The sequence below is a fragment of the Arsukibacterium sp. UBA5043 genome (assembly GCA_002415085.1).
In the GTDB taxonomy this organism is placed as follows: domain Bacteria; phylum Pseudomonadota; class Gammaproteobacteria; order Enterobacterales; family Alteromonadaceae; genus Alishewanella.
Window position 1 is genome coordinate 115888 of sequence record DIBV01000006.1, and the last position, 14737, is coordinate 130624.

At 49.3% G+C, this 14737-nt stretch carries 11 protein-coding genes; 5 read left to right on the top strand and 6 right to left on the bottom strand.

Annotation, left to right across the window (positions count from 1 at the left end; all coding sequences use genetic code 11):
- Nucleotides 1–25 precede the first annotated feature (25 nt).
- Both B2Q61_RS07120 and B2Q61_RS07125 read left to right on the top strand, forming a co-directional pair.
- A complete protein-coding gene (locus B2Q61_RS07120; protein WP_290619266.1) occupies nucleotides 26–955 on the top strand; it encodes a bifunctional GNAT family N-acetyltransferase/hotdog fold thioesterase in 930 nt (309 codons plus the stop codon).
- 104 nt (nucleotides 956–1059) lie between these two features.
- Nucleotides 1060–1680: a restriction endonuclease gene (locus B2Q61_RS07125; RefSeq protein WP_290619264.1), complete on the top strand. Its 621-nt coding sequence runs from the start codon at nucleotides 1060–1062 to the stop codon at nucleotides 1678–1680.
- A 168-nt stretch (nucleotides 1681–1848) separates the two neighbouring features.
- On the opposite strand, the gene B2Q61_RS07130 is transcribed toward B2Q61_RS07125, so the two are convergent.
- The 4 genes from B2Q61_RS07130 to hutC all read right to left on the bottom strand — a co-directional run bounded on the left by B2Q61_RS07130 (nucleotide 1849) and on the right by hutC (nucleotide 7996).
- Nucleotides 1849–3876, bottom strand: coding sequence for a methyl-accepting chemotaxis protein (locus B2Q61_RS07130; protein WP_290619262.1), 2028 nt, complete (start codon nucleotides 3874–3876; stop codon nucleotides 1849–1851).
- 184 nt (nucleotides 3877–4060) lie between these two features.
- Nucleotides 4061–5596 carry a histidine ammonia-lyase gene (gene hutH, locus B2Q61_RS07135; RefSeq protein WP_290619260.1) on the bottom strand — a complete coding sequence of 512 codons (1536 nt, stop codon included), beginning with the start codon at nucleotides 5594–5596 and terminating at the stop codon, nucleotides 4061–4063.
- Nucleotides 5597–5600: 4 nt separating this feature from the next.
- Nucleotides 5601–7274 (bottom strand): urocanate hydratase, encoded by a 1674-nt coding sequence (hutU, locus tag B2Q61_RS07140; protein WP_290619258.1) that lies wholly within the window; start codon nucleotides 7272–7274, stop codon nucleotides 5601–5603.
- A complete protein-coding gene (hutC, locus tag B2Q61_RS07145; protein ID WP_290619257.1) occupies nucleotides 7274–7996 on the bottom strand; it encodes a histidine utilization repressor in 723 nt (240 codons plus the stop codon). Before hutC ends, hutU begins: the two co-directional genes overlap by 1 nt.
- A gap of 132 nt (nucleotides 7997–8128) precedes the next feature.
- Here hutC and hutI point away from each other — a divergent pair, with 132 nt between their 5' ends.
- The gene (gene hutI, locus B2Q61_RS07150; RefSeq protein ID WP_290619256.1) at nucleotides 8129–9349 is read left to right on the top strand and encodes an imidazolonepropionase; all 1221 of its coding nucleotides are present in this window, start codon (nucleotides 8129–8131) and stop codon (nucleotides 9347–9349) included.
- An 81-nt stretch (nucleotides 9350–9430) separates the two neighbouring features.
- Entirely contained in the window at nucleotides 9431–10966 is a 1536-nt protein-coding gene (locus B2Q61_RS07155) for a putative bifunctional diguanylate cyclase/phosphodiesterase (protein WP_290621860.1), read from the top strand.
- Here B2Q61_RS07155 and B2Q61_RS07160 read toward each other — a convergent pair.
- Nucleotides 10963–12021 carry an arginase family protein gene (locus B2Q61_RS07160; protein WP_290619254.1) on the bottom strand — a complete coding sequence of 353 codons (1059 nt, stop codon included), beginning with the start codon at nucleotides 12019–12021 and terminating at the stop codon, nucleotides 10963–10965. The genes B2Q61_RS07155 and B2Q61_RS07160 overlap by 4 nt on opposite strands.
- An 18-nt stretch (nucleotides 12022–12039) precedes the next feature.
- Nucleotides 12040–12525, bottom strand: coding sequence for a ribonuclease E activity regulator RraA (gene rraA, locus B2Q61_RS07165; protein ID WP_290619251.1), 486 nt, complete (start codon nucleotides 12523–12525; stop codon nucleotides 12040–12042).
- A gap of 160 nt (nucleotides 12526–12685) precedes the next feature.
- Here rraA and B2Q61_RS07170 point away from each other — a divergent pair, with 160 nt between their 5' ends.
- Entirely contained in the window at nucleotides 12686–14686 is a 2001-nt protein-coding gene (locus tag B2Q61_RS07170; RefSeq protein ID WP_290619249.1) for a putative bifunctional diguanylate cyclase/phosphodiesterase, read from the top strand.
- Nucleotides 14687–14737 lie beyond the last annotated feature (51 nt).

A 14737-nucleotide genomic window follows, 5' to 3' on the forward strand; every position in this document is an offset into this window, starting at 1 on the left:
CTATCTGACTGATAATGAGCACTTTATGGCACTCCCTACCGATTGGCAATTAACCAGCCCGATAACACCAGAGCATTGGCAGGCCTATTATGACCTGCGCTGGCAGGTACTGCGATCGCCCTGGCAACAGCCGCGAGGCTCCGAACAGGATGAGTTAGAGTTGCAAGCCCATCATTTAATGTTAACCGACAATAAGGGGATGGTGCAGGCTGTAGGCAGATTACATCGGCTGGATGATAAAACCGGACAAATCCGGTACATGGCTGTGGCCGATACCACCCGTGGTAAAGGTGCGGGCAGCCTGATATTAAATGCGCTGGAGCAGCAGGCTGTGGTGCTTGGATTTCAGCTAATGCAATTAAATGCCAGAGAGCAGGCGGTTAGTTTTTATCAGAAATTCGGTTACCAGCCGGTAGGGCAGGCTGAGCCGCTATTTGGTATCAACCATGTTCGCATGACCAAAGCGCTATGCCTTGCAGGCACTGCAGCCGATTATCTGCAATGGCAACGGCAACTGTCAGACACCTGGCAACAGACCATTCCCCTTAGCCAGTATATGCAGCTTAAGATCAGTAGTTTTGATGGTTACCGCTTAAACTGCAGTGCACCGCTGGCACCTAATATCAATTTACATCAAACCATGTTCGCCGGCAGTATTTACACCCTGGCCACCTTGACAGGCTGGGGGATGCTTTACCTGCAACTGCAAGCGCTGGGATTGCAGGGTGTGCAAGTGCTGGCGCATGCTGAAATCCGCTATCGACGACCCGTGACAAGTGCGCCAGAAGCACGCTGCGAATTGCTCCATTGCCAGGGTGACTTAACGCCACTGGCTAGAGGTAAAAAAGTCCGGCAGCGCATCAGAGTGGGGATTTATTGCCAGCAGCAAAATTGCGCTGAATTTATCGGCGATTACGTCGTCCTGCCTGATTTGTCTCCGGAAAATCAAACATAAGGTACCATCGTCAGTATTTATAAAGCATTTATCAAAACTTGGTAAAGCAGCTTTAGCCGCTCAGGCAGATAATATCTCTCAAGCAACGCAGGTTTGAGGTGGGTATGAAAAATAAGTGGCTGTGGGTTTCTTCTATTAGCACGGTCATTGGCATAATGGCCGGTGGTGTTTATCTGTTTTTTGCCGAACATTCGTTGTTATTAAATGATAAGGATCTGACGCTGTCCGCGTTTTGGTCAACCTTTATGTTATGGGCGTTTGTGCTGATGTTTGTGGTAGCGCTATGTTGCAATGTGCTGGCATTTGTCGAGCTTGACGACGAACATCGCCTTGCCGGGGTTAACCAGCGCTTGCGGGAAATGTTAGCCGGCGGTGATCGTCAGCAACAGTTCCTGCATGACGCACAACGTCTGTTGAGTCGGCAGGGCAACTGGTTTAACAATGACAAAGTGGCTGCTGATTTCCAGTTATTGCATGCTCAGCGTGACACCCTGGTTTATGTGCAGCATAGTTGCGTACCGGTAGACATTGCTCAGGTAAGAACCATGTTTCAGCAAATGCTGGCAGTTGATATTGCTGATGGGATAGTGGTCAGTAGTGGCGGTTTTTCCAATCAGGCGTGGATTTTTGCCCAGGAAGCGAATATCCGATTACTGGATAACAAAAGTTTAAGAAAACAGCAAAAACGCGCAAAAATCCAGCAAGTACCACTAATTCAGAGCTGATATCAAAGTTTCATTAGGATTTTCATCAACAAAAAAGCGATATTCAGCGCTGAAAGGAATCAAAATAATAAACACGGACTGCTTCACTTCCTGCATAGCTGGCTTCGGCCAGCTTTTTTATTAGCGGTTATTCCACTAAGCAGTTCGCCACCTAAGCTGTGAGTACTTTCAACTGATTTTAAACCGGGTAGCAGCAGATTGAAGTTGCGTCGATAATCTGGCGACATCGGCACTATGCACTAAGGTCCGTTCAGCTTTACTGGCGCTGCTGTTAGCCAATTGCACCATTTGCTGCATATTGTCACTAATAGCAGAGCCTAAGTTTAGCTGGCTGGCACTCGCATCGCTAACCGCATTACTTATTTGCCGGGTTTGCGCTATTGCGTGATTAACCGCTTCAAGCGCGGTGGCCAGTTGCGCAGTGGTGGCAACACATTGTTCCGCTTCTGTCTTACCGGTAAGTATTGATGCAACCGCCTGCTCACTTTGTTGCTGTAAACTGTTAATCATCATGCGTATTTCGTTGGTCGCCTGCTGAGTGCGTCCGGCAAGTGATCTTACTTCATCGGCTACCACGGCAAAACCGCGGCCCTGCTCTCCGGCCCTTGCCGCCTCAATCGCTGCATTTAATGCCAGCAGATTGGTTTGTTCAGCAATAGCGCTAATGGTAGTCAGTATTCCACCAATATTAGTAGACTGATCATTAACCTTGTTCATCACATCGCTGGTGCCGGACAACTGACCAGCCAGGCCGGTAATCAATTGTTTGTTTTTGTCAGACACTTTCTGAATGTGCTGGCTTTGCTCCAGTGCCAGACGCATGGCTTCACCAGCCTGCCGGGCCTGAACTGCTACGGTTTGAGTGTTATCAGCCAACTCGTCTGTTATAGAGTTAACACGACTGATCTGTTGCTGCTGCTGTTGCAAGGACTGACTGATTTCCTGCACTTCATTACTTGACTGACTGGCATTGCTGGTTAACTCAGTCGCATTCTGCTGAATATTTGTGATCAAACTACGCAGCGCTGCAATCAGGCTGTTTACCTTAGCCGACAACGCACCAAATTCATCTTGCTGCACGATGGTCAGTTCGCGGGTTAAATCTCCGGTCGCAATATTACCCAGCATATGATTAATACTCGCCAGCGGTTTTAACATGGCGTTAATGGTCAGATAAGCGGCTGCCACGGCCAGCAGTACCAACACTATCATCATTACCAGGGTACGGTTGCTGCCTGAGCTTAAGGCGGTTGATACTTGCCGCTGCAACTGGGTAAATCGCTGATCTGCCAGCGAGACGACCTGGTCCAGTGATACTATGGCTTGTGCCACCTGTTGCTCTGAGGAGTTTAGCTGACGGCGAGCATTTTGCTGTTGTGCCAGCTGTTGTTGTTTCATGCTAAGTAAGCTGCGATCACTTTGTAGTTGCTCAGACAGAGCACTAAATTGCTGCAAGAACTGCGGCCACAGACCTTCCGTTTCGATTCCACTGATTTGCCGGTCCAGATAATCAATATTGACCTGAATGTCGCTAAGGGTAAAACCAATATTTTGCTGGTTACGGTCCAGCACTGTTAAATCAGCATAGCCTGCCATTTCGCGTACGGTATTGAGCAAGCCAAGGATCTGGCCGTCAATTCTTGCTGCATTGCCACTTATCTGTTCCATTACCTCATCATCCAGCCCCAGATCGGCGTCGGCTAAATCAAGCAAGCTGGCGCCGGCATCATCAATAGCCGTTTCCAGTAAGCTTAGTTCTGTCTCAACCGCCTGTGCGGCTGTAAGGCTTTTATGCCTGGCATTAAACATGCCTTCTACGGCGGCACTATATTGATTAAAGTGGCCAAGAGCAGCCTGCAGTGGCTGTTGTAATGCAGCGTCCTCAGTGGTGAGTTGATTAAAATCAGTGATCAACGAGATAAACTGTTGCCGGCTGACAGCAAACTGCTGCTGATAATTGTCTATTTCAGTTTGCTGCTCAGCGGTGAAGCCCAAAGCCGATAATTTTGCCAGCTTGAGTAACTGGATCTGGGCCAGATTGCTTTGTTGCTGGGCAGGTACTGCCAGTTGATTGACATCATTAGTATAACGGGTAACCGTATTAAAGCTGAACAGAGCTGAAATGCTGGCTAGTAGCAATAGCGCTGAAATAAAGCCGAAGCCTAAAATAACTTTATGGGCAACTTTTAACGTCATGGCATCCGTCCAGCTGGTCGCTGTTTTTCACAATGATAATGAGAAAATCAGGAGATGTTAAAAAACAACAAGGTAGCAAACAAACTGAAACTGGTCTAGCCGGAAATTATAATGATATTGACTTAAAAAAACAAAGGCGCACCAGATTGGTGCGCCTGTAAAAACGGCAGTGGAACGGTTTAAGTTAAAAACTACTAAGCAACGCGCCAGGAATGAATTGATTAAGCGCTGCGCTACGGATCAGGCTGGCACTTTTTTCTATATCCGGCCCAAAATAACGATCTTGCTGATAAAAGCTGACTTCGGCCCGCAACAGAGCTTTGGCACTTTCCAGTACAGCCGTAGATTTCAACGGAGCCCTGAAATCCAGTCCTTGCGCCGCAGCCAGATACTCCACCGCCAGCACGCCGGTGGTATTCTCGCTCATATCTGCCAGCCGTCTTGCGGCAAAGGTTGCCATCGACACATGATCTTCCTGATTTGCAGAAGTGGGTAAGCTGTCAACCGATGCCGGGTGAGCAAGGCTTTTGTTCTCAGAAGCAAGCGCTGCCGCAGTAACCTGAGCGATCATAAAGCCACTGTTTACACCGCCGTTAGGAACCAGAAAAGCGGGTAGCTTACTTAAACTGGCATCAATTAACAGTGCCATTCTCCGCTCCGACAGCGCGCCTATTTCGGCTATGGCCAATGCCAGATTATCGGCGGCCATGGCGACCGGTTCAGCATGAAAATTCCCACCCGAAAGAATATCGCCTTCGTCGGCAAATACCAGCGGGTTATCGGTTACGCCATTGGCCTCAATTTGCAATACTTCTGCGGCCTGGCGGATCTGAGTCAGGCAGGCCCCCATCACCTGTGGCTGACAGCGCAAGCTGTAAGGATCCTGTACTTTTTCACAATCTTTATGAGATGCCCCCACCTCTGAACCAGTAGCCAGTAAGTGCCGGTAAATAGCCGCGGCATCAATCTGTCCATGCTGACCACGGGCTGCATGAATTCTGGCATCAAAAGGCGCGCGACTACCAAGTGCCGCCTCGACACTCATTGCGCCAATGACTGCACCGGCAGCAAATAAATTTTCGGCCCGGAATAAGCCTTCCAGTGCCAGTGCGGTAGACGCCTGGGTGCCGTTTAACAGCGCCAGTCCTTCTTTTGCCGCCAGGGTTAGAGGCGCCATACCCACAAGCGCCAAACCTTCTGTTGCATCATATATTTGACCACGGAAGCTGACCTCGCCCTCGCCAATTAATGGCAACACCATATGGGCTAACGGCGCTAAGTCACCTGAAGCACCAACTGAACCTTTAATCGGAATACATGGATAAAGCCCGGCGTTAACCAGTGCTATTAATGCGTTAATCACTGTCAGGCGGATACCGGAAAAACCACGGGCCAGCGCATTAATTTTCAGGACCAGCATCAAGCGTACGGTGCTGTCATCCATAAAGTCACCAAAACCGGCGGCGTGCGACAATACGATAGAGCGCTGCAGCAGTTCCAGCTCTTCATTTTTAATCCGGGTATTAGCCAGCAGGCCAAAACCGGTATTGATGCCATACACAACTTTATTCTGTTTAATCACATCAGCAACGCAGGCTGCCGACTTTTCAATGGCCGGTATTGCTGAGTTATCCAGAGCCAGTTGTACCGGCCCTTGTTGTACCTGTCGTAACTGGGCAAGTGTTAACTTGCCTGGCACTAAATTCAATGTAAAACTCATCTTGTTACTCCGTCACCATGGGTAGATCTAAGGCTTGTTCCTTAGCGCAGTTAACTGCAATGTCGTATCCGGCATCGGCATGGCGCATCACGCCTGTGCCGGGATCATTCCACAGCACGCGGCCAATGCGGGCTGCTGCCTGCTCGGTGCCGTCAGCGACGATTACCACGCCGCTGTGTTGGCTGTAACCCATGCCAACACCGCCACCATGGTGCAGTGATACCCAGGTGGCGCCGCCAGCGGTATTAAGCATCGCATTCAATAGCGGCCAATCTGATACCGCATCAGAGCCATCCAGCATTGCTTCGGTTTCGCGGTTGGGGCTGGCAACTGAACCGGAGTCGAGATGATCACGGCCTATCACAATCGGCGCCTTTAACTCGCCGGTTTTAACCATGTCATTAAACGCCAGTGCAAGCCGTGCCCGATCTTTTAACCCAATCCAGCAGATGCGGGCAGGTAAGCCCTGAAACTGAATACGCTCCCGCGCCATGTCCAGCCAGTTATGCAGATGGGGATCGTCCGGGATCAGCTCTTTCACTTTAGCATCGGTTTTGTAGATGTCTTCGGTATCTCCTGACAATGCTACCCAGCGAAATGGCCCGATCCCCTGACAAAACAAAGGCCGGATGTAAGCTGGCACAAAGCCCGGAAAGTCAAAGGCATTCGCCACACCTTCATCTTGGGCCATCTGGCGGATATTGTTACCGTAATCTGTCGCAACTGCACCGCGTTGTTGCAGTGTCAGAATTGCCTGAACCTGCACCGCCATTGACTTTTTAGCGGCCTTTACTACCCCGGCTTCATCGAGTTGTCGTTGTTCAGCGGCGTGTTGCATGCTCCAGCCTTGTGGCAGATAGCCGTTCAGTGGATCATGCGCTGAGGTTTGATCTGTCACCACGTCGGGGGTGACATTGCGAGTAACCAGTTCTGCATAAATATCAGCGGCATTGGCCAGTAAACCAATAGAGGTTGGTTTGCCTTCAGTTTTTGCCTGCTCCAATATGGCTAAGGCATCATCCAGCGAATAAGCTTTTTTATCCAGATAGCCGGTTTTCAGCCGAAAATCGATGCGGCTCTCGTCAACTTCGCAAGCAATCATGTGAAAACCGGCCATGGTGGCAGCCAATGGCTGTGCGCCACCCATGCCACCAAGGCCGCCGGTTAAAATCCATTTGCCATTCGCTGTGCCAGCAAAGTGTTGTCTGGCCATAGCAACAAAGGTTTCGTAAGTGCCCTGGACAATGCCCTGAGTACCGATATAAATCCAGGACCCCGCTGTCATCTGGCCGTACATCATCAGGCCTTTGCGATCCAGCTCATTAAAATGTTGCCAGTTTGCCCATGCGGGTACCAGATTCGAGTTGGCGATCAGTACCCGGGGGGCGTCTGGGTGAGTAGGAAATACGCCGACCGGTTTACCACTTTGCACCAGCAAAGTCTGGTTGTCTTCCAGCCGGTTCAGTACCTCAACGATTTTGTCGAAACACTGCCAGTTGCGCGCTGCACGGCCGATGCCACCGTATACCACCAGCGCTTGCGGGTGCTCGGCCACTTCCGGATCCAGATTGTTCATTAACATCCGCTTGGCGGCTTCGGTTTGCCAGCTTTTAGCCGTAATTGTAGCACCGCGATCAGCGCGAACTACCCGGCTGTGGTCGATACGTGAGTCAGTCATCAGATACGCTCTCTGTTGTTCGGTAGTGAAAAATTCAGATGGCCGCCTAAGCGATAACGGCTACCCGGTGAAGTTAAATATGCCAGGCTGACTGCGCCTTCCCGGCTGAAAGTACGACGGGTCAGACGTAAGCAGGGTTCGGCTTTTTTCAGCATTAAATGTTTACAGGTAAAATCGTCCGGCCAGATAGCCTCAACGGTATGTTCCGCTTCGGTAAGTGGGGCAATCAGGCTTAAATACTGATGTGGCGTCTGGTGGCTGAAATCCTGCGAAATATAAGCGGGTACCTGCAACGGATTGACATATCGTGCTTCGAGCTGCAATGGTAGGTTGTTTTCAAGATGCACTATTAATGAGAAAAATACCGGATTATTGCGCTGCAACCCCAGGGCACTGGCAATAATGGTCGGGCACGGTAACTCTGTAAGTTGAAGTAATCTTGCACTGTAAGCGTGGCCACGGGCCTGTACCTCATCGGCGATATTACGGATTTCCAGCAAGGATGACTGCGACTTTAGTGCCGCGACAAAACTACCAACACCCTGTGTCCGGTATAAAATGCCTTGCTCAGTCAGCTCCTGCAGCGCTCTGCGTGCCGTCATCCGGCTAACACTAAACTGCTCGGCCAGTTCGTTTTCTGATGGCACCCGGCTATGCTCCGGCCAGGCACCAATCTCAATCTGGCTGAGCATAAACTCTTTTATTTCAGCAAACTTGGCCATTGCCACTCCATCATCACAAAAAAAGCACAACAATATTAAAAATGCCCCGGCTACATAAAAAATACTGCAATTTGGTTGTATATACAAGCTGGTGGTGTAAAATTATTTAGTGATTGTCGACAGGAGAGCCCTATGCAGCAGTTTGATGCCATCTGGATTAACGCCAATATCGCTACCATGGCGGGTAACGGCAAACCTTACGGCACCATTGAAAATGGTGTTCTGGCCATAAAAGACGGCTTGATTGCTTTTATTGGTAGCCGTAACGAGTTGCCTGAATTTGATGCAATGGCAACGCCCTTACACGATGCGCAGGGTCAATGGCTGTTACCCGGCTTTATTGATTGTCATACCCACCTGATTTATGCCGGTAATCGCGCCAATGAATTTGAAATGCGCTTAAATGGTGACAGTTATCAAAAAATTGCAGCCGCGGGTGGCGGTATTAACGCTACCGTTACTGCTACCCGTGCGGTCAGCCATGAACACTTGTTTGGCCTGGCGAAAGACCGGCTGAATACCCTGCTGGCTCAGGGAGTGACCACGGTAGAAATAAAGTCGGGTTATGGTCTCGATTTAGCCACTGAACAAAAAATACTGGAAGTCGCCGCGGAACTGGATAAGCACCACCCCGCAACATTAATCAAAACGTTTTTGGGGGCTCATGCGCTGCCAGCTGAATTTGTCGGTAACCCAGACGGTTATATTGACGAAGTATGTCAGATGCTGCCAAAGCTGCTTGCCAAAAAGCTGGTAGATGCCGTTGATGTGTTCTGTGAAGGAGTAGGCTTTAGTGTCAGCCAATGCCGCAAAGTCTTTGCCACCGCCCAGGCATTGGGATTACCGGTAAAAGCGCATGCTGAACAGTTGTCAAATCTTGGTGGCAGCAGTTTGGTTGCAGAGTTTAGCGGCTTGTCGGCTGACCATGTTGAGTTTTTAGATGAAGCTGGCGTGGCAAAGATGGCAGCAGCAGGCACGGTGGCGGTGTTGCTGCCCGGCGCTTATTATTTCCTGCGGGAAACCCAGCTACCTCCTGTCAGTCTGTTGCGGCAATATCAGGTACCAATGGCAGTTGCCACTGATTTAAATCCAGGTACATCGCCATTGTGCTCATTACCGTTAATGTTAAACATGGCTTGCACTTTATTCCGCTTAACTCCTGAAGAGGCCTTACTGGGAGTAACCCGACACGCTGCAGCGGCATTAGGGCTGCACGATCGGGGCATATTAGCCAGCGGCATGCGGGCAGACTTTGGCTGTTTTAATATCAGCCAGCCAGCCGAGCTCTGTTATCAATTTGGCGTTAATCAGCTTAAGCAACTGATCGTTAACGGTAAGCCAGTTAAGCTCTGAGCCATATGGCTTTACAAGCAGTAAATTTGGGGTAAGCTGTCAATAAAACCCAACTTAGCAGTAACAAGGTGTGGTAGCGCCATGGTAATTGGATTCAACCGTTTTTCAGCTCTTGGGCTGGTCAGCGTCAGCGGGCCGGCGATGGCGAGTCAGGTTGAACCGACGTTGCCCGTTACAGTACTTTTACTGCTGCTGGTGCTGTTACTGCTGTTCGCATTTATTTATATTGTTGCGTTAAAATTCCGGCTTAGACGAGCATTAAAACCCAAGGCCGATTTAGCGGGCTTTTATTCTTTACACGATGACATCAGTGGTTTTCCCAACAAATATGCGTTGCAACGTAAGCTGGATGCTATTCTGAAAAGCTCGCCAGATCAGCAGTTTGCGCTGATCCTGCTTAAAGTAGAAGAGTTTGACCAGATAAACCAGCTGCTCGGCCATAGCAACAGCAATTTAATTCTGGCCCAGATAGCTCAGCGAATTAACGATAACCTTGCCAGCGAAAGCAAAATTCTGACTTATGAATATCGCCAGCAGCAACCGGTTCGGGTATGTCACCTGGGCAGTGTTGACTTTGCTATCTGGCTGGATATCGGTAACCAGAGCGCCCGGGCCGAATTTTTAGCTAAGCAACTGCAGAAATCAGTGCCCCAGCCTATGCTGGTTCATGGCTGTGCCATCGAATACCGGTTAGGAGTTGGTATTTCACTTTACCCTGATCATAGTACTCAGTTTAATGAATTACTGGAACGGGCCTATCTGGCTTTACAACATTACCAGTGGCGCCGTGGTGCCAGCTTGTTATTTTCGTCGGATATGATTAATTACACTACTGAAAAACTGGCGCTGATGGCCGAATTGCGTCAGGCCATTGATGAAGATCAGCTGGTATTGTTTGTTCAGCCGCAAATGGCGATGCGTAACCGCCAGGTGTTGGCTGCTGAAGTGCTTATTCGCTGGCGGCATCCGCAAAAAGGCTTGCTTGCACCCGAGGCGTTTCTGGCACTTGCGCAAGAAATGGGCGTGATTTATCCACTTAGCCTGTGGGTGTTAGAGCACGCGATAAAAACCATAGCCAGCCTTACTGAGCAGGGACTGGTAAGCCGGATCGCCGTTAATATCTCCAGCAAAGATCTATTGCAGGATGAACTGATAGAAGCCCTGGAACGACTGTTTGAAAAATATCAGGTTAAGCCAAAGTTTCTGATGCTGGAAGTCAGCGAAAATGCGTTAGTAGCGGAACCAGAGCGCACCATGGCAATGATGCAGCGACTACATAGCCTGGGGGTTGAGTTGGCACTTGATGATTTTGGTACCGGCTTTTCTTCACTGGCGTATTTGCGTCAGTTACCCGTGCAGTACGTTAAAGTGGACTGTAGCTTTATCAGTGAATTACACAAAATCGAGGCACATATTGCCATCACCGGTGCGATTATCGATATGGCGCGTAACCTGGGTTTGGGGGTGATCGCTGAAGGTGTCGAGAGTGCAGAAGTTGCCGACAAGTTATTGCGAATGGGTTGTGTCAGAGGACAGGGGTTCTGGTATTCGCAGCCATTCGAATTGAGTGGTTTTCCGGCATGGTTGCGCCAATGGCAGCAACGTCACCCTGGTTAAATTTGCGGTGGTTGGAGCGCTTTACCGGCAAAAAATGCCAGCACCAGCGCACTAAGTACCTGACCACATTGGCTAATGCCTGCCGCAACACCCGCCGGATGACATGCCGGAGCAGCTTCCGCCAGATGCAGGTAGCGGGCACGCGGTAATTTTGCTAACTGAAAGACAAACTGAGCTGCCTGCTCTACCGTCAGGCCGGTATAGTTAAGTGCACTGGCTGGCATGGTGTGAATACTGTCTGTATCCAGTTCAATAGCAATATCAGCTGCGCCCTGACAGCAGTGCTCAGTTACTCTGTCTAATGCGTGCTGATAGCTTAACGCCTGGCGCACTGCAAAGTGCTGATAGCTCAGGTATTCGCCTCCAGCTTGTTGCAGCAGAGCTAAGCTTGCTGCAGAATTTTTCTGCAGATCAAGCCCCAATATGGTGTAGTGACCCAGATATCCGGCGGCGCTGGCATAGCTAAAGCCATTGCCGCTATGCCGTCCTTCCAGTGGCCTGAAATCTGCGTGCGGATCCAGATTAGCGCAATTAACAGGCTGTTTACTCACTTCAGCTAACGCCTGTAATAGTGGCAACGCATTATTGTGACCACCGCCAATGACGACAGGATATAGTCCGGCTGCAAAAATAGGGAGTATCTGCTGGTAGACCCGCTGATCCAGTTCGGCACAAAGAAGCCGAAGCTGCTGAAGTTGCTCCGGGTCTTGATTACTCAGGGCTACCGCGCGTTGTTGCAGATCGCTGCACGCGATCTGTCCGAGTAACAAGATACGTCCGGCGTCCAGATCATCGTTATGCTGCAGATTCAGAAATCGCTGTAAAAAAGCATGCCAGCCCAGTTCGGCACCGGGATGGCCCATATTAGCAAGCGGACCGATACATTCGGCAATGCCCACCAAAACAAATTGACCACCATTCGCTTTATGGGTCGCCAGAAGTTCAGCATAGGGGTGATCAGGCTGTGGCAATCTGAGTTGTGAGCCCAGCCGGTTTTCGCCACTGCGCCTGGTACAGTAGTTGTCTAAGTCAGTCGTCGTAAAACGTTGTAACATCAGGCATCTGCCCTGTTGTTATTCGATATCGAGTGGGTCAGGTGACATAATAATACCGGTGCTGTCAGCATACAAATGGTCACCGGGCAGAAACGTCACACCTGCAAAGTTAACCGGCACCTCGGTTTCACCAAAACCGTTGTCGTCGGCACCAATTGGAATGGCGTTAACCGCCTGTATACCAATTTCAAAGTCTTCCAATGCGTCTAAATCACGGACGCTACCATAGCAGACGATGCCTTCCCAGCCGTTACTGGCAGCCATGCTCGCCAGTTCAGCATCAATCAGCGCACGCCTTGCAGAGCCGCCGCCATCAATTAACAGTACTTTGCCCACGCCATTGTCGGCAAGCATCTGGCGTATCAGGCCGTTATCTTCGAAGCATTTAATGGTGTGGATTTGGCCGCCGAATGAACGTCTGCCACCATAATTTGCAAAAATAGGTTCGACCACGTCGACCTGATCCGCATAAAGATCGCAAAGTTCTGAAGTATTGTATTCCATAGGAGGCTCCGTAAGATAACTGCTTTTGCACAGTATAGCGTTATGCCTTACAAGCTCAAGGGAATAATGCGGGTTAAGCGAGCTTAGTGTCCAACAAAGTATTGCTGCAAAAGCAATTTGTTTGCTAAGGTGGTGTTGCCAACCGATCAGAGAGCGCACCGTGCCAGCAGAATTATTCGCCAGAATTGCCCTGTACTTAACCCAAACCGGGTTGGCATTGCTGATGACGGCGTTATTCTGGTACTACCTGAGAATATACCGGCAAACTTATTTGAAATTCTGGCTACTGGCCTTTTTAGCGTTTGCTGGTTATCAGGTAGCTATTTTACTCCTTTATACCACCTGGCTTGGCGAAAGTTGGGCGCGGCTGCCATTGGTGACCTTAGTAAACTTTGCCTGCTACAGTTTTGCGTTGCTCATGTTGCTGGGCAATCGACAGCAATTCCCACTCAACACCAGACAGACAATAGGCTGGCCGGTGAGTCGTTACTTTGTTGTCGTATTTATTCTTTCCTGTGCTGGGATGATAATTCCCCTGACACCACAGGAGATGCAGCCCTGGCAACAATTTCTGAATAATGAAATCCGTCTGACGATAACCGGAATAATGCTGCTTATGGCCGGCACCGGGCTGTGGCAAAGTAACAGCCGGGGGCTTGGTCCAAAATTAGCATCGGTTGTATTGGTGCTTTGCGGTGTTTTGTACCTGGGGAGTGCGCTGAGCAGATTGCTGCAAATAAGCAGTTTAGAATCACTTAATTTTATGTTCGTTTATAAGAGTATTGAACTGGTGCTGCTGGTAACGCTGGGATTTTCACTGGTCATCTGGTTACAGGAAAATGAGCGTAGTACTAACCTGAAACTGACCGAGAAAACCCGTTATCTTGATCAACACGACCAATTGACCGGTGCACTCAATCGCGATGCCCTGCTTATTCAGCTGGAGCAGTTAATTGTGAGCCACAGTTCGGGTAATTTGCATGTGGTGATGTTGGGGTTGGATAAATTTAAAAACGTTAACGAGTCTGTTGGCCTGAAACAAGGTGATCGGATCCTGCGGGAAGTGATCCGGCGGTTCGAGCAAAGTATAGTAAAACCCGCCCTTATTGCCCGCACAGGCGGAGATATTTTCGGTTTGGTACTGACTGATATTGCTAATGAAAAGCAGCTGCAATACAGCTTACAGCATATTCAGCAGTTAATCGAAAAACCCTTTTTACTCGACAGCGGGCCGATTAAGCTGACAACCAGCATTGGCTTGTCGCACTTTCCTATTCATGCGTCAACGGCAGAACAACTATTGCAGCAGGCCAATATTGCCTTTCATCAGGCCAAGCGTTTGCAAGCCAGCTGGTTGAGTTATCAGACCGGCATGGAAGAAGAAACTGCCCGCTTGCTAGCCTGGGAAAGTGAATTACTGCAGGCGATCAGTGAAAATCAGTTTGTGTTGTACTATCAACCGCAACTTAGTTTGCGCAGTAATTTGCTTGAAGGGTTTGAGGTGCTGGTTCGTTGGCAGCACCCGCAACGAGGCCTGTTAATGCCGGGCGAGTTTTTACCGTTATGCGAGCAACTTGGCCTGAGTCAGGTGCTGGATCTGGTGATTTTGCGTAATGCCGTGGCCAGCATACAGCGCTGGCAACAGCAAGGGGTGCATATCCCGTTGGCAATAAATATGTCACCTGTCCATTTTGAACAGGAAGGTTTAAAACAGGAGCTCAAAGGCTTATTGCAACAATATTCAGTTTCACCTGACATGGTGGAGTTAGAAGTGACTGAAAATACGGCAATGCAGGATATGGAAAAAGGCTCAAATTTTGCGCTGGAATTGCAGCAAATGGGCATTAAAGTGTCGATAGACGATTTTGGTACCGGGTATTCGTCGCTGGCTTACTTACGTAAAATGCCGATTGAAAAAATTAAAATTGATCGCAGTTTTGTGATGGATATGACATCGAATGACTCCGACATGATGATTGTCAAAACCATGATAAAGTTGGCGCACGGCCTGGGCAAACGTATTCTGGCTGAGGGTGTTGAAACCATTGATCAACTCAATTTGTTGCGCAGTTTATCTTGTGACGCGGTGCAGGGGTATTACATTGCCAAACCATTACCGGAGGCAGAAGCGTTAGCATTTTTCAACGCCTATCCCAGCTAATTATTTCGACCGTTACTGTTAACATTTACTAAAGTAAACTAGTCTTAATTT